Annotated in this window: 20 protein-coding genes; 18 read left to right on the plus strand and 2 right to left on the minus strand. The window is 42.9% G+C overall.

Annotated features, from left to right (window positions below; genetic code table 11):
- Positions 1-65: 65 nt before the first annotated feature.
- Positions 66-863, minus strand: coding sequence for a type I methionyl aminopeptidase (gene map / locus PSF16_RS00415; RefSeq protein WP_006658411.1), 798 nt, complete (start codon positions 861-863; stop codon positions 66-68).
- A gap of 676 nt (positions 864-1,539) precedes the next feature.
- Here map and rpsB point away from each other — a divergent pair.
- The 18 genes from rpsB (at position 1,540) to tilS (ending at position 22,617) form a co-directional block, all read left to right on the plus strand.
- Positions 1,540-2,265, plus strand: coding sequence for a 30S ribosomal protein S2 (rpsB, locus tag PSF16_RS00420; RefSeq protein WP_006658410.1), 726 nt, complete (start codon positions 1,540-1,542; stop codon positions 2,263-2,265).
- Positions 2,266-2,412: 147 nt separating this feature from the next.
- A complete protein-coding gene (tsf, locus tag PSF16_RS00425) occupies positions 2,413-3,264 on the plus strand; it encodes a translation elongation factor Ts (protein ID WP_006658409.1) in 852 nt (283 codons plus the stop codon).
- Between the two features lie 206 nt (positions 3,265-3,470).
- Complete coding sequence (gene pyrH / locus PSF16_RS00430; RefSeq protein WP_006658408.1) at positions 3,471-4,199, plus strand: UMP kinase; 729 nt, start codon at positions 3,471-3,473, stop codon at positions 4,197-4,199.
- A 108-nt stretch (positions 4,200-4,307) separates the two neighbouring features.
- Positions 4,308-4,865: a ribosome recycling factor gene (frr, locus tag PSF16_RS00435; RefSeq protein ID WP_006658407.1), complete on the plus strand. Its 558-nt coding sequence runs from the start codon at positions 4,308-4,310 to the stop codon at positions 4,863-4,865.
- Positions 4,866-5,014: 149 nt separating this feature from the next.
- Positions 5,015-6,208, plus strand: a complete 1,194-nt coding sequence (gene ispC / locus PSF16_RS00440) for a 1-deoxy-D-xylulose-5-phosphate reductoisomerase (RefSeq protein ID WP_006658406.1) — start codon at positions 5,015-5,017, stop codon at positions 6,206-6,208.
- A gap of 181 nt (positions 6,209-6,389) precedes the next feature.
- Positions 6,390-7,142: a polyprenyl diphosphate synthase gene (uppS, locus tag PSF16_RS00445; protein WP_006658405.1), complete on the plus strand. Its 753-nt coding sequence runs from the start codon at positions 6,390-6,392 to the stop codon at positions 7,140-7,142.
- A gap of 6 nt (positions 7,143-7,148) precedes the next feature.
- Positions 7,149-8,015 (plus strand): phosphatidate cytidylyltransferase, encoded by an 867-nt coding sequence (cdsA, locus tag PSF16_RS00450; RefSeq protein WP_006658404.1) that lies wholly within the window; start codon positions 7,149-7,151, stop codon positions 8,013-8,015.
- Positions 8,016-8,023: 8 nt separating this feature from the next.
- Positions 8,024-9,376, plus strand: a complete 1,353-nt coding sequence (gene rseP / locus PSF16_RS00455) for a sigma E protease regulator RseP (protein WP_006662990.1) — start codon at positions 8,024-8,026, stop codon at positions 9,374-9,376.
- 41 nt (positions 9,377-9,417) lie between these two features.
- The gene (bamA, locus tag PSF16_RS00460; protein WP_006658402.1) at positions 9,418-11,832 is read left to right on the plus strand and encodes an outer membrane protein assembly factor BamA; all 2,415 of its coding nucleotides are present in this window, start codon (positions 9,418-9,420) and stop codon (positions 11,830-11,832) included.
- Positions 11,833-11,919: 87 nt separating this feature from the next.
- Positions 11,920-12,414, plus strand: a complete 495-nt coding sequence (skp, locus tag PSF16_RS00465) for a molecular chaperone Skp (protein ID WP_006658401.1) — start codon at positions 11,920-11,922, stop codon at positions 12,412-12,414.
- 3 nt (positions 12,415-12,417) lie between these two features.
- Positions 12,418-13,455, plus strand: a complete 1,038-nt coding sequence (lpxD, locus tag PSF16_RS00470; RefSeq protein ID WP_006658400.1) for a UDP-3-O-(3-hydroxymyristoyl)glucosamine N-acyltransferase — start codon at positions 12,418-12,420, stop codon at positions 13,453-13,455.
- A gap of 129 nt (positions 13,456-13,584) precedes the next feature.
- Positions 13,585-14,037 (plus strand): 3-hydroxyacyl-ACP dehydratase FabZ, encoded by a 453-nt coding sequence (fabZ, locus tag PSF16_RS00475; RefSeq protein ID WP_006658399.1) that lies wholly within the window; start codon positions 13,585-13,587, stop codon positions 14,035-14,037.
- 1 nt (position 14,038) lies between these two features.
- Entirely contained in the window at positions 14,039-14,836 is a 798-nt protein-coding gene (gene lpxA, locus PSF16_RS00480) for an acyl-ACP--UDP-N-acetylglucosamine O-acyltransferase (RefSeq protein WP_006658398.1), read from the plus strand.
- A 53-nt stretch (positions 14,837-14,889) separates the two neighbouring features.
- Complete coding sequence (lpxB, locus tag PSF16_RS00485; RefSeq protein WP_006658397.1) at positions 14,890-16,044, plus strand: lipid-A-disaccharide synthase; 1,155 nt, start codon at positions 14,890-14,892, stop codon at positions 16,042-16,044.
- A complete protein-coding gene (gene rnhB / locus PSF16_RS00490; protein ID WP_272688607.1) occupies positions 16,044-16,634 on the plus strand; it encodes a ribonuclease HII in 591 nt (196 codons plus the stop codon). The genes lpxB and rnhB overlap by 1 nt, the downstream gene beginning before the upstream one ends.
- A gap of 28 nt (positions 16,635-16,662) precedes the next feature.
- Positions 16,663-20,145, plus strand: coding sequence for a DNA polymerase III subunit alpha (gene dnaE, locus PSF16_RS00495; protein ID WP_006662996.1), 3,483 nt, complete (start codon positions 16,663-16,665; stop codon positions 20,143-20,145).
- A 12-nt stretch (positions 20,146-20,157) separates the two neighbouring features.
- The gene (gene accA, locus PSF16_RS00500; RefSeq protein WP_036979569.1) at positions 20,158-21,117 is read left to right on the plus strand and encodes an acetyl-CoA carboxylase carboxyl transferase subunit alpha; all 960 of its coding nucleotides are present in this window, start codon (positions 20,158-20,160) and stop codon (positions 21,115-21,117) included.
- Between the two features lie 123 nt (positions 21,118-21,240).
- Complete coding sequence (gene tilS / locus PSF16_RS00505) at positions 21,241-22,617, plus strand: tRNA lysidine(34) synthetase TilS (RefSeq protein ID WP_036962736.1); 1,377 nt, start codon at positions 21,241-21,243, stop codon at positions 22,615-22,617.
- A gap of 73 nt (positions 22,618-22,690) precedes the next feature.
- Here the strand turns inward: tilS and rof are convergent, their stop codons facing one another.
- Positions 22,691-22,954, minus strand: coding sequence for a Rho-binding antiterminator (gene rof, locus PSF16_RS00510; RefSeq protein ID WP_006658392.1), 264 nt, complete (start codon positions 22,952-22,954; stop codon positions 22,691-22,693).
- Positions 22,955-23,145: the final 191 nt, after the last annotated feature.

Below are 23,145 nucleotides of genomic sequence, written 5' to 3' on the forward strand. Positions count from 1 at the left end.
CTTACGTTTTTTTAGCAGGGATGAACAGTAAAACTAAGCTCCTCATACGAGGAGCTTAAAGATGATTACTCGTTAATCAGAACAGCCGAAATAAAAGGCTCTTCTTCTTTACGTAGCGTTAAAATTTCACAGCCATTGTCAGTCACTGCTAAGGTGTGTTCGTACTGCGCAGACCAACCGCGGTCTTTGGTTTTCACGGTCCAGCCATCTTTCATGGTGCGGATGCGGTAATCGCCTGTATTGACCATTGGCTCGATAGTAAATGTCATTCCTTTTTGCAGGACAACACCGCTGTCATCTGCATCATAGTGTAGAACTTGTGGTTCTTCGTGGAAGCCTTCACCAATACCGTGTCCGCAATATTCGCGAACAACGGATAAGTCTTGTTTTTCAACAAATTCTTGAATTGCTTTACCGATAGTACGTAAACGGATACCCGGTTTAACCATGCGAATTGCCAAATATAAGCTTTCTTGGGTTACTTGGCACAGGCGCTCGCCTTGGATCGTTGGTTTACCGACGATGAACATTTTAGAAGTATCACCGTGGAAGCCATTTTTGATAACGGTAACATCAATGTTAACCACATCACCGTCTTTTAGAATTTTATCGTCGCTTGGAATTCCGTGACAGATAACATCATTCACAGAAATACAAACAGATTTAGGGAAACCATGGTAGTCAAGGCAGGCAGGGATCGCTTGTTGTTGCTCAACAATGTGTTTGTGGCAAAGGCGATCCAGTTCACCTGTACTGACTCCCGGCACAACATGCGGTGCAATCATTTCTAACACTTCTGCTGCTAGGCGACCAGCAACACGCATTTTCTGAATATCTTCTTCAGTTTTGATAATAATAGCCATGAGTTCAGTCCATATATGTCTGCAAGAATTTGAGACATGTTAAAAAAAGGGATTCGAAATGGGCAATTGTTGCGACATTTTTACTGTTGATGCTGAGTATGGTAACAGTCACCGCATTTTCTGCCAACTAGTAGGCGATATGTTTAGGCGCCTAGAGTCGGGTTAAAAACAACGAATGAGGCATAGGGTAAGCCAAGCCTTAAGGTGGGTTTGTTCAAATTGAGCTTTTTAGAGCACAAATTGCCAAAATTGCTCATCTATTCTAGATGGAATAGTTTTTACTTCTCGCATTTTTCGCTATCGTTTTGTTGTCGTTCCAAATTTGCTAAATAGTGATTTTATTTTGCGGTAAAGTTCGTCGTGACGGGAATGACTATTTCGGTTTTTATCAGTGAAAAAAACAACAATTATTGGATTACAACTGCATTTTATGGTATAAAGCGCGCCGGCAATCCATATTTTTCTCTTTATCTCATTTTTTAATCCAATCTTGGGTTTGCGAATGAACATTGAAGACATCAATTGGATGTGCGTAAACTAAAACTCAATTGTGTAATAACACACACGAATCGGCACATGCGCCGGGGTGCTCTTATGCGTTTAGACGCAGCTTTAGAGTCGGTAGCATGGGATTCGTGGAGGCATAACCCCAATTACTTATATACAGAGGTATAAAATGGCAACTGTTTCCATGCGCGATATGTTACAAGCGGGCGTTCACTTTGGTCACCAGACTCGTTACTGGAACCCTAAAATGAAACCTTTCATTTTCGGCGCTCGTAACAAAGTTCATATCATCAACTTGGAAAAGACTGTTCCAATGTTCAACGAAGCTCTGGCTGAGTTGACTAAAATTGCTTCTCGTAAAGGCAAAATTCTGTTTGTTGGTACTAAACGTGCTGCAAGCGAAGCCGTTCAAGAAGCTGCTAACAGCTGTGATCAATATTTCGTTAACCACCGTTGGTTAGGTGGTATGCTGACTAACTGGAAAACTGTTCGTCAGTCAATCAAACGTCTGAAAGATCTGGAAGTTCAGTCACAAGACGGTACTTTCGACAAACTGACCAAGAAAGAAGCGCTGATGCGTACTCGTGAACTTGGTAAGTTAGAAAACAGCTTAGGCGGTATCAAAGATATGGGCGGTTTACCAGACGCTCTGTTCGTTATCGATGCAGACCACGAACACATTGCTATCAAAGAAGCTAACAACCTGGGTATCCCAGTTTTCGCTATCGTTGATACTAACTCTGATCCAGACGGTATCGACTTCGTTATCCCTGGTAACGACGATGCAATCCGTGCAATCAAACTGTATCTGGGCGCTGTTGCAAACACCGTTCGTGAAGGCCGTTCACAAGATCTGGCTGTTCAAGCAGAAGAAAACTTAGTAGAAGCTGAATAATAAGGTCACCCCTTATTAACTAGGTATTGCTATACAGGTACTGCTATATATAGTTAGAAGGGGCCTGATTGGGCCCCTTTTGTACTCTGTGAATCAGAACTATCCACGTGAGAAAACTCTCACGGGGAACATCGAGGAATAAATCACATGTCTGGAATTACCGCTGCATTGGTAAAAGAACTGCGCGAACGTACTGGCGCAGGTATGATGGAATGTAAAAAAGCATTAGTTGAAGCTAACGGCGACATCGAATTAGCAATCGACAACATGCGTAAATCAGGTCAAGCAAAAGCGGCTAAAAAAGCAGGTCGCGTTGCAGCTGAAGGCGTTATCCTGACTGAAGTTTTCAACGACGGTAAAACTGGCGCACTGATCGAACTGAACTGTGAAACTGACTTCGTTGCTAAAGATGCTGGTTTCTTAGCATTCGGTAAAGAAGTATTAGCTTCTGTTGTTGCAGATAAAAATGCTGATATCGACGCTCTGAAAGCAAAATTCGAAGAAGCTCGTACAGCGTTAGTTGCGAAAATTGGTGAAAACATCAATATCCGTCGCGTTGCTATTCTGGAAGGCGCACAAGTAGGTAGCTACCTGCACGGTGCTCGTATCGGTGTTCTGGTTGCTGGCGAAGGCGCAGATGAAGAACTGCTGAAACACATCGCTATGCACATTGCTGCAAGCAAACCAGAATATGTGACTCCAGACAACGTTCCAGCTGATGTTGTTGCTCACGAGCACCAAATTCAGTTAGACATCGCTATGCAATCTGGTAAACCACGCGAAATCGCTGAAAAAATGGTTATCGGTCGCATGAACAAATTCACTGGCGAAATCTCTCTGACTGGCCAGCCTTTCGTAATGGATCCAAGCAAATCTGTTGGTGACTTACTGAAAGAAAAAGGTGCTACTGTAACTAACTTCATCCGTTTCGAAGTTGGCGAAGGTATCGAAAAAGTTGAAACTGACTTCGCAGCAGAAGTTGCTGCAATGAGCAAGTAATCAACTTAAAGGGCCGCCAATTGGCGGCCTTTCTTTAATACACTGCATATTTCAAGCTGCATGCTTTCGCACTCTTTTAGAGTAGCGACTTAACTTCCTGCAACTTGAACTATTTTTGTGTAGCATTCTGTATAAATACATTTTTCGGCATAGAGAGCGTGACTCTTTATGTATGACTCCAATAATGACCTGTTAGGACACAACTCATGGCAACCAATGCAAAACCCGTTTATCAGCGTATTCTGCTTAAACTAAGTGGCGAGGCTCTACAAGGTGCAGAAGGTTTTGGTATCGATGCTAGCGTTTTAGATCGTATGGCTCAGGAAATCAAAGAACTTATAGAACTGGGTATACAGGTCGGTGTGGTTATTGGTGGTGGTAACTTGTTCCGCGGTGCTGGCTTGGCACAAGCAGGTATGAATCGTGTTGTTGGTGACCATATGGGGATGCTAGCAACTGTCATGAACGGTCTGGCAATGCGTGATGCACTACACCGTGCATACGTTAACGCAAGACTGATGTCTGCAATTCCACTCAATGGCGTATGTGATAACTATAGCTGGGCTGAAGCCATTAGCTTATTGCGTCATGGTCGTGTGGTTATTTTCTCTGCGGGTACAGGAAATCCATTCTTCACAACGGACTCAGCGGCTTGCTTACGAGGCATTGAAATTGAAGCTGATGTTGTACTGAAAGCCACAAAAGTTGATGGCGTTTACTCGTCAGATCCTGCCAAAGATCCTGATGCCGTTCTGTATGAAAAACTGAATTATCAAGATGTTCTTGAGCGTGAATTGAAAGTTATGGACTTAGCTGCATTTACGCTAGCCCGCGATCACAACCTGCCAATTCGTGTTTTCAACATGAATAAGCCAGGCGCATTACGCCGTGTTGTGATGGGTGAAAACGAAGGAACTCTGATTTCTCACAATTAATACTCAGAGACATGACCTGAGTTTGAATGTATTATCTAGCATAAATTCAGACAATTTAAGCGAGGCTGCTTAGCGGCCTTTAATAACTAGTTCTTAAGGGTTGATAACGTGATTAACGAAATCCAAAAAGATGCTCAAGACCGTATGGAAAAGAGCCTTGAATCATTAAAAAGTCAAATCAGTAAAGTTCGTACTGGCCGCGCTTCTCCAAGCCTGTTAGACGGTATCACTGTTGAATATTACGGTTCTGCGACGCCTTTACGTCAATTAGCTAACGTGACTGTTGAAGATTCACGCACATTAGCTATTTCTGTTTTTGACCGCAGCATGTCTCCTGCAATTGAAAAAGCAATCATGGCATCTGACTTAGGTCTGAATCCTTCTTCAGCGGGTACTGTTATCCGCGTTCCACTTCCTCCATTGACTGAAGAACGTCGTAAAGACTTAATCAAAGTGGTACGTGGTGACGCAGAACAAGGTCGTATTGCTATCCGTAACGTCCGCCGTGACGCTAACGATAAAGTTAAAGCTTTACTGAAAGATAAAGAAATCAGTGAAGATGACGAGCGCCGTTCACAGGATGACATCCAAAAGTTGACTGATCATTTCATCAAAAAAGTGGATGAAGCATTGGCTCAGAAAGAAGCGGAGCTGATGGAGTTTTAATCCATCTTAATAATAAAGCCATCTGAACACATTTTTTAAAAGTGTGCTTTAGCATGGCTTTATTATTTATCATTTCTATTAAACAATCCTTTCTCATCACTAAGCTGATATAATCTCAGTATTGAATTAATACAGAGCATCTGATCACTATGAAACGTCTTACTATCCTGGGTTCTACAGGCTCAATCGGTACAAGTACACTTTCTGTTGTTCGTCAAAATCCTGATAAATTCCAAATTCTTGCATTAGTTGCAGGTCAAAACGTATCTGAAATGGCAAGCCAGTGCCTTGAATTTAATCCTAAATATGTCTCTATGTCTGATGAGCGTGCCGCGAAAGCATTACGTTCTATTTTGACGGAAAATAACTGCAAAACAGACGTTTTATCGGGCAAAGAATCAGCAATTGAACTCGCGGGACTCGATGAAGCAGATCAAGTGATGTCAGCTATTACGGGGGTCGCAGGACTTTTGCCAACGCTAGCGGCTATCCGTAAAGGAAAAAGAATATTATTAGCGAATAAAGAGTCTCTGATTACCAGTGGCCGTTTATTCTTTAATGCGATTCGTGAGCACCATGCTACAGTTTTCCCAATAGATAGCGAGCATAATGCAATTTTCCAAAGTTTACCTGAAGAAATTCAGCTGAATTTAGGTTTTGCAGATCTAACGGCTTCCGGTATTTCCAGCATTGTTTTGACGGGGTCCGGTGGACCATTTAGGGATACGCCATTATCTTATTTTGATCAAGTGACGCCTGATGAAGCGTGTAACCACCCAAATTGGTCTATGGGGCGTAAGATCTCCGTTGATTCTGCAACGATGATGAATAAGGGGCTAGAATATATCGAGGCCTGTTATTTTTTTAATGCGACTGAACAGCAGATGGAAGTGATTATTCACCCACAATCGGTGATCCACTCGATGGTGCGTTATCGTGATGGCAGTGTGATTGCTCAATTAGGAACGCCGGACATGCGTACACCAATTTCGTATAGCATGGCATACCCTCAGCGTATTATTTCTGGTGCTAAACCATTGGATTTCACTACATTATCTTCACTGACTTTCGTTGAACCTGATTATCAACGTTATCCTTGCCTGAAATTGGCTATCGATGCATGCCACCAAGGCCAAGCGGCTACCACAGTATTAAACGGTGCGAATGAAATTACCGTAGGCGCATTTTTGGAAGAGAAAATTCGTTTTACGGATATTGCAAAAATCAACCACAAGATTATGGATAAATTAGATTTTTCGGAACCCACATCCATTGATGAGGTCTTAGAAATCGATGCTTGTGCTCGTCGTGAAGCCGCTCAACTCATTACTCAAGAATTTTAATCTTGATATGTGATTTATTTAGTTGCTGATAACTATAATATATCTTTAATATGTGGCGGGTTGAGAATAAAAAGCATATCAACAATAAGTAAATTAAGGATGTGTCTTATCAGCAATTATAATCATAAGAGTTATGATTGAGCCGGATTTCCCAAGTAGTACAGACAAGGATTAACATTTAATGAACTCTAGTGGTGAAAATCTCTCTGATTCTATGATGCCTAAGCATGTTGCTATCATTATGGATGGCAATGGGCGATGGGCAAAGCAGAGAGGAAAATTCAGAATTACTGGTCATCGAGCAGGTGTTGAATCTGTACGTAGTTCTGTGCGTTTTGCAGTAAAGAATAATATTCGTTCTCTCACACTTTACGCATTCAGCAGTGAAAACTGGAAAAGACCTGAGAAAGAAGTCAGTTCACTGATGGATCTGTTTGTTTTTGCATTAGATAATGAAGTCAAAAACCTGCATAAAAATAACGTAAAACTAAAAATTATTGGTGATGTTGGTCGCTTTAGTGAAACTTTAAGAAAAAGAATTGATAAAGCCGAAGCATTAACAGCGAATAATACGGGGCTACAGCTGAATATTGCCGCCAATTATGGTGGACGATGGGACATCGTTAATAGTGTTAAACAAGTATATGAGAAAGTGAATCGTGGTGAGTTGTCTGTCGATGACATCACGGAAAGTACGATTAGTGACCACATTTGTATGCATGATCAAGAGTGTGTTGATTTGGTTATTCGTACAGGTGGAGAACATCGCATTAGTAATTTCTTGTTATGGCAGGTTGCGTATGCGGAATTTTATTTCACCAACGTTTTATGGCCAGATTTTGATGAAATGGTGTTTCAGGATGCAGTCGATGCTTTTAGCAAGCGCGAACGCCGTTATGGTGGGGCAGAATCAGATGACGAACTTGTCAAATAAAAGGGGATGGATGTGCTGAAGTATCGTTTACTCACTGCGGTGATTTTAATTCCAATTGTTATTGCTGCACTTTTTTTACTGTCTCCAGCGAATTTCGGTCTAGTTGTGATAGCTGTCTGTGCTCTAGGTGCGTGGGAATGGGCCCAATTTGCAGGATGGCACTCTCCAGCTAAACGTATTGGTTTAGCTGTTGTATTTGCAGTGGCACTACTCGCAATACAATTTTCTCTGCTTGATATGACTGCGTTAGCCAATTCCTCGTTTATTTTATATAGCCTATGGGCGGGTTTAATCTGGTGGATTGCCGCAATTTTATTAGTGGTGACTTACCCTGCATCGGCATCGTGGGGCAAATCAGTCATTATTCGATTGCTATTTGGTGTATTAACTATCGTACCTTTCTACAGCGGTATGATGGTATTAAGAACGATTGGTTATCAAGCGGATACCTCTGTTGGAGCATGGTGGCTGCTGTATGTCATGTTGTTGGTATGGGGAGCGGACTCCGGCGCTTACGCATTTGGACGTACGATAGGGCGTAATAAAATGGCACCGAAAGTGTCTCCGGGTAAAACATGGGAAGGCTTAATCGGTGGTTTGATTACTGCGGGAATTATCTCATGGTTATTTAGCCTGTATGCCCCAATCCCTGCAATGCCAGATTATTTACTAGTGACTTCAATTATTGTTGTTGTAGTATCAGTGTTTGGTGATTTGACAGAAAGTATGTTTAAACGCCAATCAGGTATTAAAGATAGTAGCCATTTGATCCCAGGTCATGGCGGAATATTAGATAGAATTGATAGCCTAACTGCGGCAATTCCCGTATTTGCAGGGCTGAATTTGTTAGTTTTTAACGGTTTTGGTCTTTAGGAAGATTAATGGGATTTATTTGGAGCTTAGCGGCGTTTATTATTGCAATTGGTGTGCTGATTACCGTGCACGAATTTGGGCATTATTGGGTCGCGCGTCGTTGCGGTGTTTACGTTGAAAAATTCTCTATAGGGTTTGGTAAAACACTCTGGCGTAAAGTTGATAAACATGGCACCGAGTTTGTTTTGGCACTGATCCCGCTTGGTGGTTACGTCAAAATGCTCGATGAACGCGTTGGTGAAGTGAGCCCAGAACGTCGACATTTGGCTTTTAATAACAAAACAGTTGGGCAGCGAGCCGCCATTATTAGCGCGGGACCTCTTGCGAACTTTTTGCTTGCTATTGTTGTCTACTGGATTGTCTTTATGATTGGGATACCGTCAGTTCGCCCAGTGATTGAGAGTATTAAACCGAATTCTATTGCCGCTGAGGCAAATTTTGAGCCTCAGATGGAACTAAAATCGATAGATGGTATCGAAACACCTGATTGGAATTCAGTTCGTTTAGCATTGGTGAGTAAAATAGGTGATAGGGAATTTACTGCACAAGTTTTGCCTCAAGGATATAATGAGCCGGTTTCTAAAACAGTAGATTTAAGTTCATGGCAATTTGATCCTGAAAAACAGGACCCAATTTTATCCATTGGTATTATGCCAGTGTCTGCGAAAGTTGATCCGGTTATCCATAAAGTAACGGAAGGCTTAGCGGGTGAACGTGCCGGTTTAAAACCGGGAGATAGAATTATCAGTGTCAACGGAGAAGTGCTGGACGATTGGAATCCTGTCACGAGAATTATCCGAAATAATCCGGGGACACCACTAAAATTAGCCGTACAAAGAAATTCGCAATTGATCACTTTAACCTTGGTACCTGATGCTCAGGACGGTAAAAAAGGTGAGCGCTTTGGTGTTGCGGGTGTCGAATTAACAGTGTTACCGTTAGCAGATGAATATAAAATGGTGCAACAGTACAACCCTGTTTCTGCACTATATCAAGCTAGCGATAAGACGTGGCAGTTGATGAAATTGACTGTCAATATGATGGGTAAACTGGTTGTTGGGGATGTCAAACTCAATAACTTGAGCGGTCCGGTATCTATCGCAAAAGGTGCGGGGGTTTCGGCGGAGTCAGGCTTGGTATATTATTTGATGTTTATTGCGCTGATTAGCGTGAATTTAGGCATCATCAATCTATTTCCATTGCCTGTGTTAGATGGGGGGCACTTACTCTTCTTATTAATTGAAAAAATTAAAGGGAGTCCGGTGTCTGAGCGAGTACAAGACTTTAGTTTTCGAATTGGTGCAATGGCATTGATTTTGTTAATGGGGCTTGCACTTTTTAATGATTTCTCTCGCTTCTAATTTTGTAAGCTTGGGACCAGTAAGGAATACGCATAACAACGATGGCGATGAAAAAGTTGCTCATAGCGTCGCTGCTTTTAGGTAGCGCCACTGCATACGGTTCAGACGGATTCGTAGTTAAAGACATTCGTTTCGAAGGTCTACAACGCGTCGCCGTTGGTGCAGCATTATTGAACATGCCTGTCAGGGTCGGGGATTCAATCGATAACGAAGATATTAGTCGTTCGATTCGTTCGCTATTCTCTACGGGTAACTTCGAAGATGTTAGGGTCCTGCGTGATGGAAACACGCTGATCGTTCAAGTTAAAGAGCGACCAACCATCGCGAGTATCACTTTTACAGGAAATAAATCTGTAAAAGATGACATGCTAAAGCAGAACTTGGAAGCATCAAATATCCGTGTGGGTGAGGCATTAGACCGCACTAAAATTGCGAATATTGAAAAAGGCTTAGAGGATTTTTACTACAGCGTTGGTAAATACAATGCAACAGTAAAAGCCGTGGTCACACCATTACCACGTAACCGCGTGGATTTAAAATTCGTGTTCTCTGAAGGCGTATCTGCAAAAATTCAGCAGATCAACATCGTAGGTAATAAAAATTATTCGACAGCGGAATTGGTGAATAAACTCCAATTACGTGACGATGTGCCATGGTGGAACCTTGCGGCTGACCAAAAATATCAAAAACAAAAACTGGCGGGAGACTTAGAAACTCTGCGTAGTTTCTACCTTGATCGTGGTTATGCACGTTTTAATATCGACTCAACACAAGTGAGTCTGACGCCAGACAAGAAAGATATCTACATTACGATTAATGTGACTGAAGGCGATCAATATAAGATTTCCGGTGTAGACGTTAATGGTAATACGGCTGAGCATTTAGCAGATATCCAAGAACTGATCACTATCACACCAGGTGAGTTATACAATGGTGCGCAAGTGACTCAAATGGAAAACCAAATTAAAGATTTATTTGGTCGCTATGGCTATGCGTACCCACGCGTCATGACCCAACCTGAAATTAACGATGCAGATAAAACCGTTAAATTACATGTGAACGTCGATGCAGGTAACCGTTTCTATGTTCGTCAAATTCGTTTCCAAGGTAACGACACCAGTAAAGATTCTGTTTTACGTCGTGAAATGCGTCAAATGGAAGGGGCGTGGTTAGGTAACGATTTAGTTGAATTGGGTAAAGAACGTCTGAATCGTACAGGCTTCTTCGAAACAGTTGATGTTGAAACCCAGCGTATTCCAGGTAGCCCAGACCAAGTTGATGTTATCTATAAGGTTAAAGAACGTAACACCGGTTCAATGAACTTTGGTGTTGGTTTTGGTACTGAAAGTGGCGTTAGCTTCCAAGTTGGTGTAACTCAGGATAACTGGTTGGGTACAGGTAATGCAGTTGGCATTAACGCTAGCCGAAATGACTACTCAACCAACGTCGAGTTTTCAATGACAGACCCTTACTTCACTGTTAACGGTGTGAGTCTGGGTGGACGTATTTTCTATAACGACTTTAGTGCGAAAGATGCGGACTTATCTGGCTATAACAACAAAACGTATGGCCTAGATAGCACATTAAGCTTCCCATTCAATGAAAATAACTCCTTCCGTATTGGTGCGGGTTATGTTCATAACGACCTGTCTGACATGCGTGCGCAAGCAGCTATGTGGGATTATCTGCAATCTATGGGTGAAAACCCACCGGTGACTAAAGATGGTCGTAACAAAGAAAGCTTCAGAGCGGATGACTTTACGCTGAACTTAGGTTGGACGTATAACTCATTAAACCGTGGTTTCTTCCCAACATCGGGTAACAAAACCAGCGTTTCAGGTAAAGTGACAATCCCTGGCTCTGATAACGAATACTACAAACTGCGTTTTGATACTGCCCAATACCTCCCACTGAATGATGATGAAACATGGGTTGTGTTAGGTCGTGCACAGGCAGGTTATGGTGATGGTATTGGTAGCAAACAAATGCCATTCTATGAGAACTTCTATGCAGGGGGCTCTAGCACCATCCGTGGTTTCCGTTCGAATAACATCGGTCCGAAAGCGGTTTATCTGAAGAATATTAATGGCAAAGATGGTCCTGAGCCAGGTAGCCCATCCAGCGATGCAGTTGGTGGTAACGCGATGTATGCAGGTTCATTTGAGTTGATCACCCCAACGCCATTTGTCGACGAAAAATATGCGAATACAATCCGTACATCCCTATTTGTGGATGCGGGTACAGTATGGGATACCAATTGGAATAGTATTAACCCAGCGTGGCGTGCAGGTATGCCTGACTACGGTACAGCAACCAATGTCCGTGTTTCTACGGGTATTGCTTTACAGTGGATTTCGCCGCTTGGACCTCTGGTCTTCTCCTATGCGCAACCTATCAAGGATTACGAAGGCGACAAGTCAGAACAGTTCCAATTTAATATTGGTAGAACTTGGTAATAGCCCAGTCTCTATCGAAATCAGCCCTCATAAGAGAATGAGGGCTACCAAAATTTCCAGCCATAAGAATGGGTTAAGGAGTTTAGTGTGAAAAAATTGTTGTGTGCAGCGGGTGTGAGTATTGCTTTAGCAATGTCTGCGGGTGCGTATGCTGAAAAAATCGCTATCGTGAATGTTGGCGAAGTTTTCCAAAACATGCCTGCTCGTGAAGCCGTTGCTAAGCAGCTTGAAAGTGAATTCAAAAGCCGTGCTACTGAATTGCAAAATCTGGAAAAAGATCTGCAATCACGCGTAGAAAAACTGCGTCGTGACGGTGCGACTATGAGCACTAGTGATCGTGAAAAGCAGGAAAAAGAATTAATCACTAAACGTGACCAGTTTGCAGAAAAAGCTCAAAAATTTGAGGAAGACAATCGTCGTCGTCAATCTGAAGAGCGTAATAAAATTCTGAGCCGTATCCAAGATTCTATTAAAGCTGTTGCAGCGAAAGAAGGCTATGATGTTGTTATCGATGCAAACGCAGTTGCGTATGCAAAAGATGGTATCAATATCACCAGCCAGGTTCAAAAACAGGTTAAATAATAGATGTCTTCAATTCGATTAGCTGACCTCGCTCAGCAGTTGAATGCACAGTTACACGGTGATGGCGATATCGTCATCACCGGTATCGCACCGATGTATTCAGCGAACAATCAACAGATTACTTTTTTATCTGATAGCCGTTACAGCGACAAATTGGCAGACTGCCAAGCTGCTGCTGTGGTTTTAACGGAAAAAGATCTGAGTGCTTGTAAGGTTGCTGCACTGGTTGTAGATAATCCTTACCTTGCTTATGCGTATATGGCACAAATTATGGATACCACTCCAGCTCCTGCGGAGAATATCCATGTTTCAGCCGTTATTGCTGATGATGCTCAGCTTGGTCAAAATGTCGCTATTGGCGCGAATGCTGTTATCGAAAGTGGCGTAGTGCTAGGTGATAACGTTGTGATCGGCGCTGGTTGCTTTATTGGTAAAAACACCCGTATTGGCGCAGGTACCCGTTTATGGGCGAACGTCAGTGTGTATCATCATGTTGAAATTGGTGAAAGCTGTTTAATCCAATCTGGCACAGTGATCGGCTCGGATGGCTTTGGTTATGCCAATGATCGTGGTAATTGGATCAAGATCCCTCAGTTGGGTACCGTGATCATCGGGTCTCGTGTTGAGATCGGCGCGTGTACAACAATTGACCGTGGCGCATTAGATAACACAGTCATTGGCAATGGCGTTATTATCGATAACCAATGCCAAATTGCGCACAATGTAACAATAGGTGATAATACCGCAGTTGCGGGGGGTGTCATCATGGCCGGCAGTTTAAAAATCGGTCGTTATTGTATGATTGGCGGAGCCAGTGTTATCAATGGGCACATGGAAATCTGTGATAAGGTTACCGTAACAGGTATGGGAATGGTCATGCGACCAATTACTGAGCCTGGAGTTTACTCTTCTGGTATCCCTTTACAGCCGAATAAAACATGGCGTAAAACTGCGGCTTTAGTCTTAAACATCAATGAGATGAATAAGCGTCTAAAAACAATTGAACGTGAATTAGATAGCCAAAATCAAAAAAATCAGTAATTATTTGGTAATTCAAGCTAAAATAGTTTCTTGAGTTACGTTTTTCCGGCCTGCCTGTTAACTCACCATTGAGTTAAAGCGGGCCGATTCATTAATTAAATAGTATTAATTGACAGGAAGAGTATTTCGATGAGTGATAATCATACTCTGAATATAGAAGAAATCTTAGAACTACTTCCGCACCGTTACCCATTCCTTTTGGTTGACCGTGTATTGGATTTTGAAGAAGGTAAATCTTTGCGCGCGGTAAAGAACGTCTCTTTTAACGAGCCATTCTTTCAGGGACATTTCCCTAGCAAACCAATTTTTCCGGGTGTTTTAATCTTAGAAGCGATGGCTCAGGCTACAGGCATTCTTGCGTTTAAAAGCGTAGGTAAACTTGAGCCCGGCGAATTGTATTATTTTGCAGCTATAGATAACGCGCGCTTTAAACGTCCCGTTCTGCCAGGAGACCAAATGATCCTGGAAGTCGAATTTATCAAAGAACGTCGCGGTGTTGCTCGTTTTAAAGGTGTTGCAAAAGTTGATGGAGAAGTGGCCTGCGAAGCAGAAATGATGTGCGCCCGTCGTCGTGAGGTCTGATATGATTGACAAAACTGCCTATGTTCATCCCTCATCTATTGTAGAAGATGGAGCTGTTATTGGTGCCAATGTACGCATTGGACCTTTTTGCTATATTGGCGCTGATGTTGAAATTGGTGAAGGTACTGAGCTGAAATCTCACATTGTTGTGAACGGACACACAAAAATCGGTCGTGACAACGTTATTTTTCAATTTGCTTCAATTGGTGAAATTAACCAAGACCTGAAATACCAAGGTGAACCGACTCGTGTTGAGATTGGCGATCGTAACCGCATCCGTGAGAGTGTGACAATCCATCGTGGAACCACACAAGGCGGTGACTTAACTAGAATTGGTAATGATAATTTACTGATGGTTAACGTCCATATTGCACATGACTGCATCATTGGTAACCGCTGTATTATTGCGAATAACGGAACGTTAGGTGGTCACGTCACTTTAGGTGATTTCGCCATTATTGGTGGCATGACTGCGGTGCATCAATTTTGCCAAATTGGTGCCCACGTTATGGTGGGTGGGTGCTCTGGTGTTGCACAAGATGTGCCTCCGTACGTCATTGCACAAGGTAACCATGCAACTCCATTCGGTTTAAACCTTGAAGGTTTGAAACGTCGTGGTTTTGAAAAAGAGTCTCTACATGCGATCCGTAACGCGTATAAAACGTTATATCGCTCAGGAAAATCTTTAGAAGAAGCGCGCGAAGAAATTGCTGAAATGGCTAAAACGGATGAACACGTTAAAGTGTTTAGCGACTTTTTAGAAGACTCAGCACAATCTAAGCGTGGAATTATTCGTTAATTTTTTGCTGTTGTAGATGAAGATACGAAAAGGCCTTTAATAAGGAGCGAATTTTGGTAAATAGCAACCGCCCACTTACTATTGGCCTTGTTGCCGGAGAGACATCTGGCGATATCTTAGGCGCAGGACTCATCCGCGCCTTAAAACAACACGTTCCCAATGCCCGTTTTGTCGGTGTCGCTGGACCACTCATGCAAGCTGAAGGTTGTGAAGCATGGTATGAAATGGAAGAGCTTGCCGTCATGGGAATTGTTGAAGTCCTTGGTCGATTACCTCGCTTATTATCTATACGCAAAGATTTAACTCAGCGTTTTACTGAGTTACAGCCTGATGTGTTTGTTGGTATTGATGCACCTGATTTTAATATCACTCTTGAAGGTCGTTTAAAATCAAAAGGTATTAAAACTATCCATTATGTTAGTCCCTCTGTTTGGGCTTGGCGTCAAAAGCGTGTATTCAAAATTGGTCGCTCAACAAATTTAGTCTTAGCATTTCTCCCATTTGAGAAGGCATTTTATGACCGCTTTGATGTTCCTTGCCGTTTTATTGGGCACACAATGGCGGATTCGATTCCCCTCAACCCAGATAAATACGCGGCACGCGAGCGTTTAAATATCCCAGCAACTGCAAAATGCTTAGCCTTATTACCGGGTAGTCGACATTCTGAAGTGGAGATGCTCAGTGCTGATTTTTTAAAAACCGCTACACTATTAAATAGTCATTTCGATGATTTACATATTGTAGTGCCTTTGGTAAATCAGAAGAGACGTCAGCAATTTGATGAAATAAAGCAGCAGGTTGCTCCTGAATTGAATGTCCATATTCTTGATGGACAAGCTCGCGATGCGATGACTGCGGCTGATGCGACACTTTTAGCATCAGGCACGGCAGCGTTGGAATGTATGCTAACAAAATGTCCAATGGTTGTGGGGTATCGAATGAAACCCTTCACATTCTGGCTTGCAAAGCGCTTAGTTAAAACCCCTTATGTTTCTTTGCCAAACTTATTGGCAGGGAAAGAAATTGTCAAAGAATTACTCCAAGAAGAGTGTCAGCCACAGCAGCTTGCTGCGCAATTACTGCCATTATTGGAAGGTGGTGAAAAAGTGGAAGCGCTGAAGCAAACTTTCTTACAATTGCATCAACTCATTCGTTGTGATGCGGACCAACAAGCCGCAGAGGCTGTACTGGATTTGGTTAGAAAATAATGGAATTTATATACCCGAAAGCCAACTTAATTGCTGGTGTTGATGAAGTCGGTCGTGGACCTTTGGTGGGCGCTGTAGTGACAGCAGCAGTGATTTTAGATCCCAATAATCCTATAGAAGGACTGGCTGATTCAAAAAAGCTCAGTGAAAAGAAACGAGAAAAACTGTTCGATGAAATCAAAGAAAAAGCGCTGTGTTGGTGCATTGGACGTGCTGAACCAGAAGAAATCGATCAGTTGAATATATTGCATGCCACTATGTTGGCGATGCAAAGAGCCGTGGAAGGATTATCGATTAAACCGGAATTTGTTTTGGTGGATGGTAATCGCTGCCCTAAGCTAGATATACCATCACAGGCAGTAGTCAAAGGCGATAGCTTAGTCCAAGAGATAAGCGCGGCATCTATTCTAGCGAAAGTCGTCAGAGATAGAGAAATGGTTGAGCTCGATAAAGCTTTTCCTGAGTATGGTTTTGTGAAACATAAAGGCTATCCTACAGCGTATCATTTAGAAAAATTAGCTGAATTTGGCGCTACCGAGTTTCATCGTAAAAGCTTCGCGCCTGTAAGACGTGCGTTAGACATAAAATAGTCGGCATAGAAAAATAGGTATAAGGTTAATGGCTTCTCCTCGTTTTATTCATCTACGTGTTCATAGTGACTATTCCATGATTGATGGGCTGGCAAAAACCGGTCCATTAGTCAAAAAAGTTGCCGCCATGGGCATGCCTGCATTTGCCATCACGGATTTTACTAACCTTTGTGGGTTAGTGAAGTTTTATGGTGCGGCTCATGGTGCGGGCATCAAGCCAATCATTGGGGCTGATTTTTATATGGAAAGTGAGCAACTGGGTGATGAGGTTGCTCACTTAACCGTTCTGGCTCGCAATAACGAAGGCTATCAAAACCTCACTTTACTCATCTCCGAAGCATACCAAAAAGGCTATGGCGCCATTGGCCCAACGATTCATCGCGATTGGCTTGTCAAACATAAAGAAGGTTTAATCCTATTATCAGGCGGGCGAAAAGGGGATGTGGGGCAATTTTTACTGCGTGGTAACCAAGCGTTAGTCGATGAAAGTCTTGAGTTTTATCAAACACATTTCCCTGATGCTTATTATCTGGAGCTTATACGTACAGGTCGACCTGATGAAGAAAGTTACCTTCATGCGGCGGTTGAGCTGGCAACCCAGCGCGGTCTGCCTGTTGTTGCGACTAACGATGTCTGTTTTATTGAAAGCAGTGATTTTGATGCCCATGAAATTCGTGTCGCTATCCATGATGGTTATACATTAGCCGATCCGAAACGCCCTAAAAATTATAGTCCTCAGCAATACTTACGTACTGAAGAAGAGATGTGTGAGCTGTTTTCCGACATCCCTGAAGCATTAGAAAACAGTGTAGAGATTGCTAAGCGCTGTAACGTAACCATTCGGCTTGGTGAATATTTCCTGCCTAAATTCCCGACTGGGGATATGGAAACAGAAGACTTTTTGGTTATGCGTGCGAAAGAAGGCTTAGAAGAGCGACTCAAATTTTTATTCCCAGACGAAAAAGTGCGGGCTGAAAAGCGTCCTGAATACGATGAGCGTTTAGAAATAGAGCTTAATGTTATCAACCAGATGGGATTCCCTGGTTATTTCTTGATCGTGATGGAGTTTATCCAATGGTCGAAAGATAATGGTGTTCCTGTTGGACCCGGCCGAGGTTCAGGTGCTGGTTCTTTAGTCGCTTATGCCTTAAAAATTACAGACTTAGATCCTCTTGAGCTAGATTTACTGTTTGAGCGTTTCCTAAACCCTGAGCGGGTTTCTATGCCTGACTTCGACGTTGACTTCTGCATGGAAAAACGGGATCAAGTTATTGATCACGTAGCACAAATGTATGGACGAGATGCCGTATCTCAGATTATTACCTTCGGTACGATGGCAGCAAAAGCCGTTATTCGTGACGTAGGGCGTGTGCTTGGTCATCCATATGGTTTCGTGGATCGCATTTCTAAATTAGTTCCTCCTGACCCAGGAATGACTCTCGAGAAAGCGTTTGAAGTTGAGCCGCAACTGCCAGAGATTTATGAGGCAGATGAAGAGGTCAAAGCGCTGATTGATATGGCGCGTAAGCTTGAAGGGGTAACTCGAAACGCCGGTAAACATGCGGGTGGGGTGGTGATTGCCCCAACTAAGATTACTGATTTTGCACCACTCTATTGTGATGCAGAAGGAAATAACCCAGTTACGCAATTTGACAAGAACGATGTTGAATATGCAGGGCTGGTGAAGTTTGACTTCTTAGGTCTCCGAACGCTGACCATCATTAACTGGGCATTGGAAATGATCAATGCCCGTCGAGCGAAGAAAAACTTAGATCCAATTGATATCGCTGCAATTCCATTGGATGACAAAAAAAGCTTCGATATGCTACAGCGCTCAGAAACTACGGCGGTATTCCAGTTGGAATCCCGCGGAATGAAGGATCTGATTAAGCGCCTGCAACCGGACTGCTTTGAAGATATGATCGCATTGGTGGCGTTATTCCGCCCAGGACCATTGCAATCAGGAATGGTAGATAACTTTATCGACCGTAAACATGGACGTGAAGAGATATCATACCCTGATGTGAATTGGCAGCACGAATCATTAAAACCTGTTCTAGAGCCAACTTATGGTATTATCCTATACCAAGAACAGGTTATGCAGATTGCTCAGGTATTAGCGGGTTACACCCTTGGTGGCGCAGATATGCTGCGTCGTGCGATGGGTAAAAAGAAACCTGAAGAGATGGCAAAACAGCGCTCCGTTTTTGAGGAAGGTTCTATCAAAAATGGGGTAGATGGCGAATTGTCGATGAAAATCTTTGACTTGGTGGAGAAATTCGCCGGTTATGGATTTAACAAATCGCACTCGGCTGCTTATGCTCTCGTTTCATACCAAACCTTATGGTTAAAAGCCCATTATCCGGCTGAATTTATGGCAGCAGTAATGACTGCGGATATGGATAATACCGAAAAAGTGGTGGGACTGGTTGACGAATGCTGGCGTATGGGCTTAAAAGTATTGCCGCCAGATATCAATAGCGGGCTATATCACTTCCATGTGAATGATGAAGGTGAGATAGTTTACGGAATTGGTGCGATTAAAGGCGTCGGAGAAGGTCCAATTGAGGCGATCATTGAGGCTCGCCAACAAGGCGGGATCTTCAAAGAAATTTTTGATCTTTGTGCCCGAGTGGATATTAAAAAGATCAACCGCCGTGTGATGGAAAAACTGATCATGGCAGGGGCTTTCGATCATTTAGGTCCTCATCGTGCTGCGTTAATGTCTTCCCTTGAGGATGCATTAAAAGCTGCGGATCAGCATGCAAAAGCTGAAGCTATCGGGCAAGGCGATATGTTTGGTGTTCTTGCTGAAGCCCCTGAACAAGTTGAAAGCTCTTACGCAAGTGTACCGAAATGGCCTGAACAAGTCGTGCTTGATGGTGAGCGTGAAACATTGGGGCTGTATTTGACAGGTCACCCAATAACGCGATACTTAAGTGAGATAGAGCGTTATACGAATGGTTTGAGATTAAAAGATGTGAACCCAACCCCTCGTGGTCAAGTGACAACTGTGGTAGGTTTAGTGCTCTCTGCAAAAGTGATCACCACGAAGCGTGGGAACAGAATTGGGATTTGTACGCTTGATGATCGTTCCGGTCGTCTGGATATTATGTTATTTTCAGATGCGCTGGATAAATACCAACATATGTTGGAAAAAGACAATATTTTGATTGCCACCGGTCAGGTCAGCTTTGATGATTTCAATGGTGGTAATAAAATGACAGTGCGCGAATTGATGGATATCGGAGAAGCAAGGGAGAAATATGCGCGCGGCCTTGCAATATCGTTGTCCGATAAACAAATTAACGATCAATTACTGAATCGGCTTCGCAATGCTCTTGAACCTCACCGCTCAGGCACGATACCGGTTCATTTGTATTATCAGAAGGATGATGCCAGAGCTAAGCTCAAGTTTGGCGTTGTTTGGCGTGTGACACCCGTGGATCCCCTTCTGAACGACCTTCGAACTCTGCTGGGTAGTGAGCAGGTAGAATTAGAATTTGACTAAAATAGGAATATTATGAGTCTGGACTTTCTTGATTTTGAACAGCCGATTGCTGAATTAGAGGCGAAAATCGATTCCCTAACCGCAGTTAGCCGTCAAGATAACAATTTAGAAGTCAACCTAGATGAAGAGGTTGCCCGCTTACGTGAAAAAAGTGTTGAACTGACACGTAAGATTTTCTCTGATCTGGGAGCTTGGCAAATTGCTAAACTCGCTCGTCACCCACGTCGTCCTTATTCTTTGGATTATATTTCCCGTATTTTTACGGACTACCAAGAATTAGCGGGTGATCGTGCTTATGCCGATGATAAAGCGATTATTGGTGGTCTGGCTCGTTTAGATGGGCGCCCTGTGATGGTTATTGGTCATCAAAAAGGTCGTGAAACCAAAGAGAAAATTCGTCGTAACTTTGGTATGCCAGCGCCAGAAGGTTATCGTAAAGCACTGCGTTTAATGGAAATGGCTGAGCGTTTTAATCTGCCAATTATTACCTTCATCGATACCCCAGGTGCATACCCAGGCGTTGGTGCTGAAGAACGTGGTCAATCAGAAGCAATTGCACGTAACTTACGTGAGATGTCTCGCTTATCCGTTCCTGTGATCTGTACTGTAATTGGCGAAGGTGGCTCTGGTGGGGCATTAGCGATTGGTGTTGGTGATAAAGTGAATATGCTGCAATACAGTACTTATTCTGTTATCTCACCAGAAGGCTGTGCATCTATTTTGTGGAAAAGTGCAGATAAAGCACCATTAGCAGCTGATGCGATGGGAATTACAGCGCCTCGTTTAAAAGAACTGAAGTTAATCGACAGTGTGATCCCAGAACCTCTGGGTGGTGCTCATCGTAACTACGATGAAATTGCTGAATCTCTGAAAGCACAACTCACGCAAGACTTGAGTGAGTTAGATACGTTGGATGTAGAAGCACTGAAAAATCGTCGTTATCAACGTCTGATGGGATATGGTTACTGCTAATTAGCTAACCTATTAAGTGCAATCCATTCTATTTTGAAACGGGAGTCGGTTTAGCCAGCTCCCGTTTTTTATTATCTTTAATATAAAATTGAATTAAGAAGTGAGTGGAATAAAGGGAAGATAATGGCGAAATCCTCACAGCATATTCTCGCAACAGTTCGAGAAAAAATCGGAAGCTACCGAAAAATTCTGGTTGGATTCAGTGGTGGTATCGACTCCACGGTATTGCTTCATGCTCTTTATCAGATAAAAATCAGTGAATTACCGTCATTAGAAATCCGCGCCATTCATGTTCATCATGGTTTAAATATACAAGCGGATAAGTGGGAAGCTCACTGCGCTTCATTGTGTCAGAAATGGGATATTCCATTTATTTGTCGGCATGTGACGGTGGAGGGAAGCAATAAAGGGATTGAAGCAGCTGCTAGAGCCGAACGTTATCAAGCTTATCGCGAAGAGCTACTCGAAGATGAGATTATCGTGACGGCTCAGCATCTTGATGATCAAGCTGAAACAGTTATGTTGGCGCTTAAACGAGGAAGTGGTCCTACAGGGCTTTCTGCCATGCCGGAATCACTTGCTTTTCAAGCTAAATGTGGCAATACGGTCCTGCTACGCCCTCTACTCACGATTTCTCGTCATGCGTTGGAACATTACCGTGCTGAGCAGCAATTGCCTTGGGTTGAAGATGATAGTAACCAGGATGACCGTTATGATCGTAACTTTCTCCGTTTACATATCATGCCAAGGTTATCGGAACGCTGGCCACATTTTGCCAATGCAGTTTCTCGCAGTGCCTCATTGTGTGCAGAACAAGAAGCGCTATTGGATGAATTACTGCAAGATTCACTTGATGAGATTATCGATTATCGTGGCGGGTTATATATTGACGGGCTTGTTCACTGTTCAGTTGCCAAGCGTAACGCCTTAATCCGCAGGTGGATTGGCCTTCATCAGCTCGCCATGCCACCCTTTAATCAATTGGAACGTATATGGCAGGAAGTGGCACTTGCTCGGCAGGATGCAGAACCTATCTGTCGTTTGGGTAACGTGGAAATTCGCCGTTATCAAGGGGCTCTGTGGGTGGTTAAGCGCATTAATAGCCTGATGGGGAAACAATATCAGTGGAATTATCCTGAGGATTATTTATTACCTGAATCACTGGGGATGCTGGTTGTGATGGAGGGAGAAGGGCAGATCCGTCCCCCACAAGAAAACGAAGTTGTTACTATCCGTTTTGGTTTACAAGGTTCACTAAGTATTGTCGGTCGAAATCATTCACGTAGCAGTAAAAAGATTTGGCAAGAACTTGGTGTTGCACCATGGATGCGAGAACGAACGCCACTTATTTACTATAACGATACGTTAATTTGCGCGGTGGGGTGTTTTATTACACCTGATGGATTTGTGGGTGAGAACAATGTGGGTATTGCTATTGATTGGCAAAATTCTGAGCACTGGATAAATAACGGTGAGTTTTCAAGTGAGTTATTTCAGTAGCGGTTCTAAAATTAGAAACCCCTTATGACTGTGATTATCATAAGGGGTATAGAAGAAACTCAGAAAACGAGGATTAGTGAGAGTGGTCGACAACGATAGTGCCGATTTCAGGATGACTGAAGGATGAGATAATATCCAGTCGTAGCTCCTTGGTACCTTCCTGCGTAATTAGGACGAGGTACTCAATTTTTTTTCGTAGGAGCAAATCACTGGCTTGCCCTTCAATATTCTCGCCGTCATTAAGCTTAATTTGCAGCTTTAATTGACGCTGGCATGCGATTTCTAGATATTCGTAATCATCACAATTGATTGGTTGATATTCATTATCTGTAGACATATTCCCTCACCACTGTGTTAGTGGCGGTTATTGCCGCCTTGAACATGTTTGTCTTATCTAAAAACACTAAGCGTTTATCGACTCATCAAAAAGAACTAAGTCAGATGTGCTTCGTTCGATAATAGCATAGTAATTTAATAACTATAATCAGTGACGTGGGAAAAGGAAAATTCTTATTCATTAAACTGATG

Source organism: Providencia sp. PROV033 (genome assembly GCF_028484855.1).
Taxonomy (GTDB): Bacteria; Pseudomonadota; Gammaproteobacteria; order Enterobacterales; family Enterobacteriaceae; genus Providencia; species Providencia alcalifaciens.

Coding starts and splice junctions, on each gene's coding strand:
- tilS (WP_036962736.1), top strand. CDS start 21,241: ATGGCGAAATCCTCACAGCATATTCTCGCAACAGTTCGAGAAAAAATC.
- cdsA (WP_006658404.1), top strand. CDS start 7,149: ATGGATGTGCTGAAGTATCGTTTACTCACTGCGGTGATTTTAATTCCA.
- rnhB (WP_272688607.1), top strand. CDS start 16,044: ATGGAATTTATATACCCGAAAGCCAACTTAATTGCTGGTGTTGATGAA.
- pyrH (WP_006658408.1), top strand. CDS start 3,471: ATGGCAACCAATGCAAAACCCGTTTATCAGCGTATTCTGCTTAAACTA.
- accA (WP_036979569.1), top strand. CDS start 20,158: ATGAGTCTGGACTTTCTTGATTTTGAACAGCCGATTGCTGAATTAGAG.
- dnaE (WP_006662996.1), top strand. CDS start 16,663: ATGGCTTCTCCTCGTTTTATTCATCTACGTGTTCATAGTGACTATTCC.
- bamA (WP_006658402.1), top strand. CDS start 9,418: ATGGCGATGAAAAAGTTGCTCATAGCGTCGCTGCTTTTAGGTAGCGCC.
- uppS (WP_006658405.1), top strand. CDS start 6,390: ATGAACTCTAGTGGTGAAAATCTCTCTGATTCTATGATGCCTAAGCAT.
- fabZ (WP_006658399.1), top strand. CDS start 13,585: ATGAGTGATAATCATACTCTGAATATAGAAGAAATCTTAGAACTACTT.
- tsf (WP_006658409.1), top strand. CDS start 2,413: ATGTCTGGAATTACCGCTGCATTGGTAAAAGAACTGCGCGAACGTACT.
- lpxA (WP_006658398.1), top strand. CDS start 14,039: ATGATTGACAAAACTGCCTATGTTCATCCCTCATCTATTGTAGAAGAT.
- ispC (WP_006658406.1), top strand. CDS start 5,015: ATGAAACGTCTTACTATCCTGGGTTCTACAGGCTCAATCGGTACAAGT.
- lpxD (WP_006658400.1), top strand. CDS start 12,418: ATGTCTTCAATTCGATTAGCTGACCTCGCTCAGCAGTTGAATGCACAG.
- map (WP_006658411.1), bottom strand. CDS start 863: ATGGCTATTATTATCAAAACTGAAGAAGATATTCAGAAAATGCGTGTT.
- rpsB (WP_006658410.1), top strand. CDS start 1,540: ATGGCAACTGTTTCCATGCGCGATATGTTACAAGCGGGCGTTCACTTT.
- rof (WP_006658392.1), bottom strand. CDS start 22,954: ATGTCTACAGATAATGAATATCAACCAATCAATTGTGATGATTACGAA.
- rseP (WP_006662990.1), top strand. CDS start 8,024: ATGGGATTTATTTGGAGCTTAGCGGCGTTTATTATTGCAATTGGTGTG.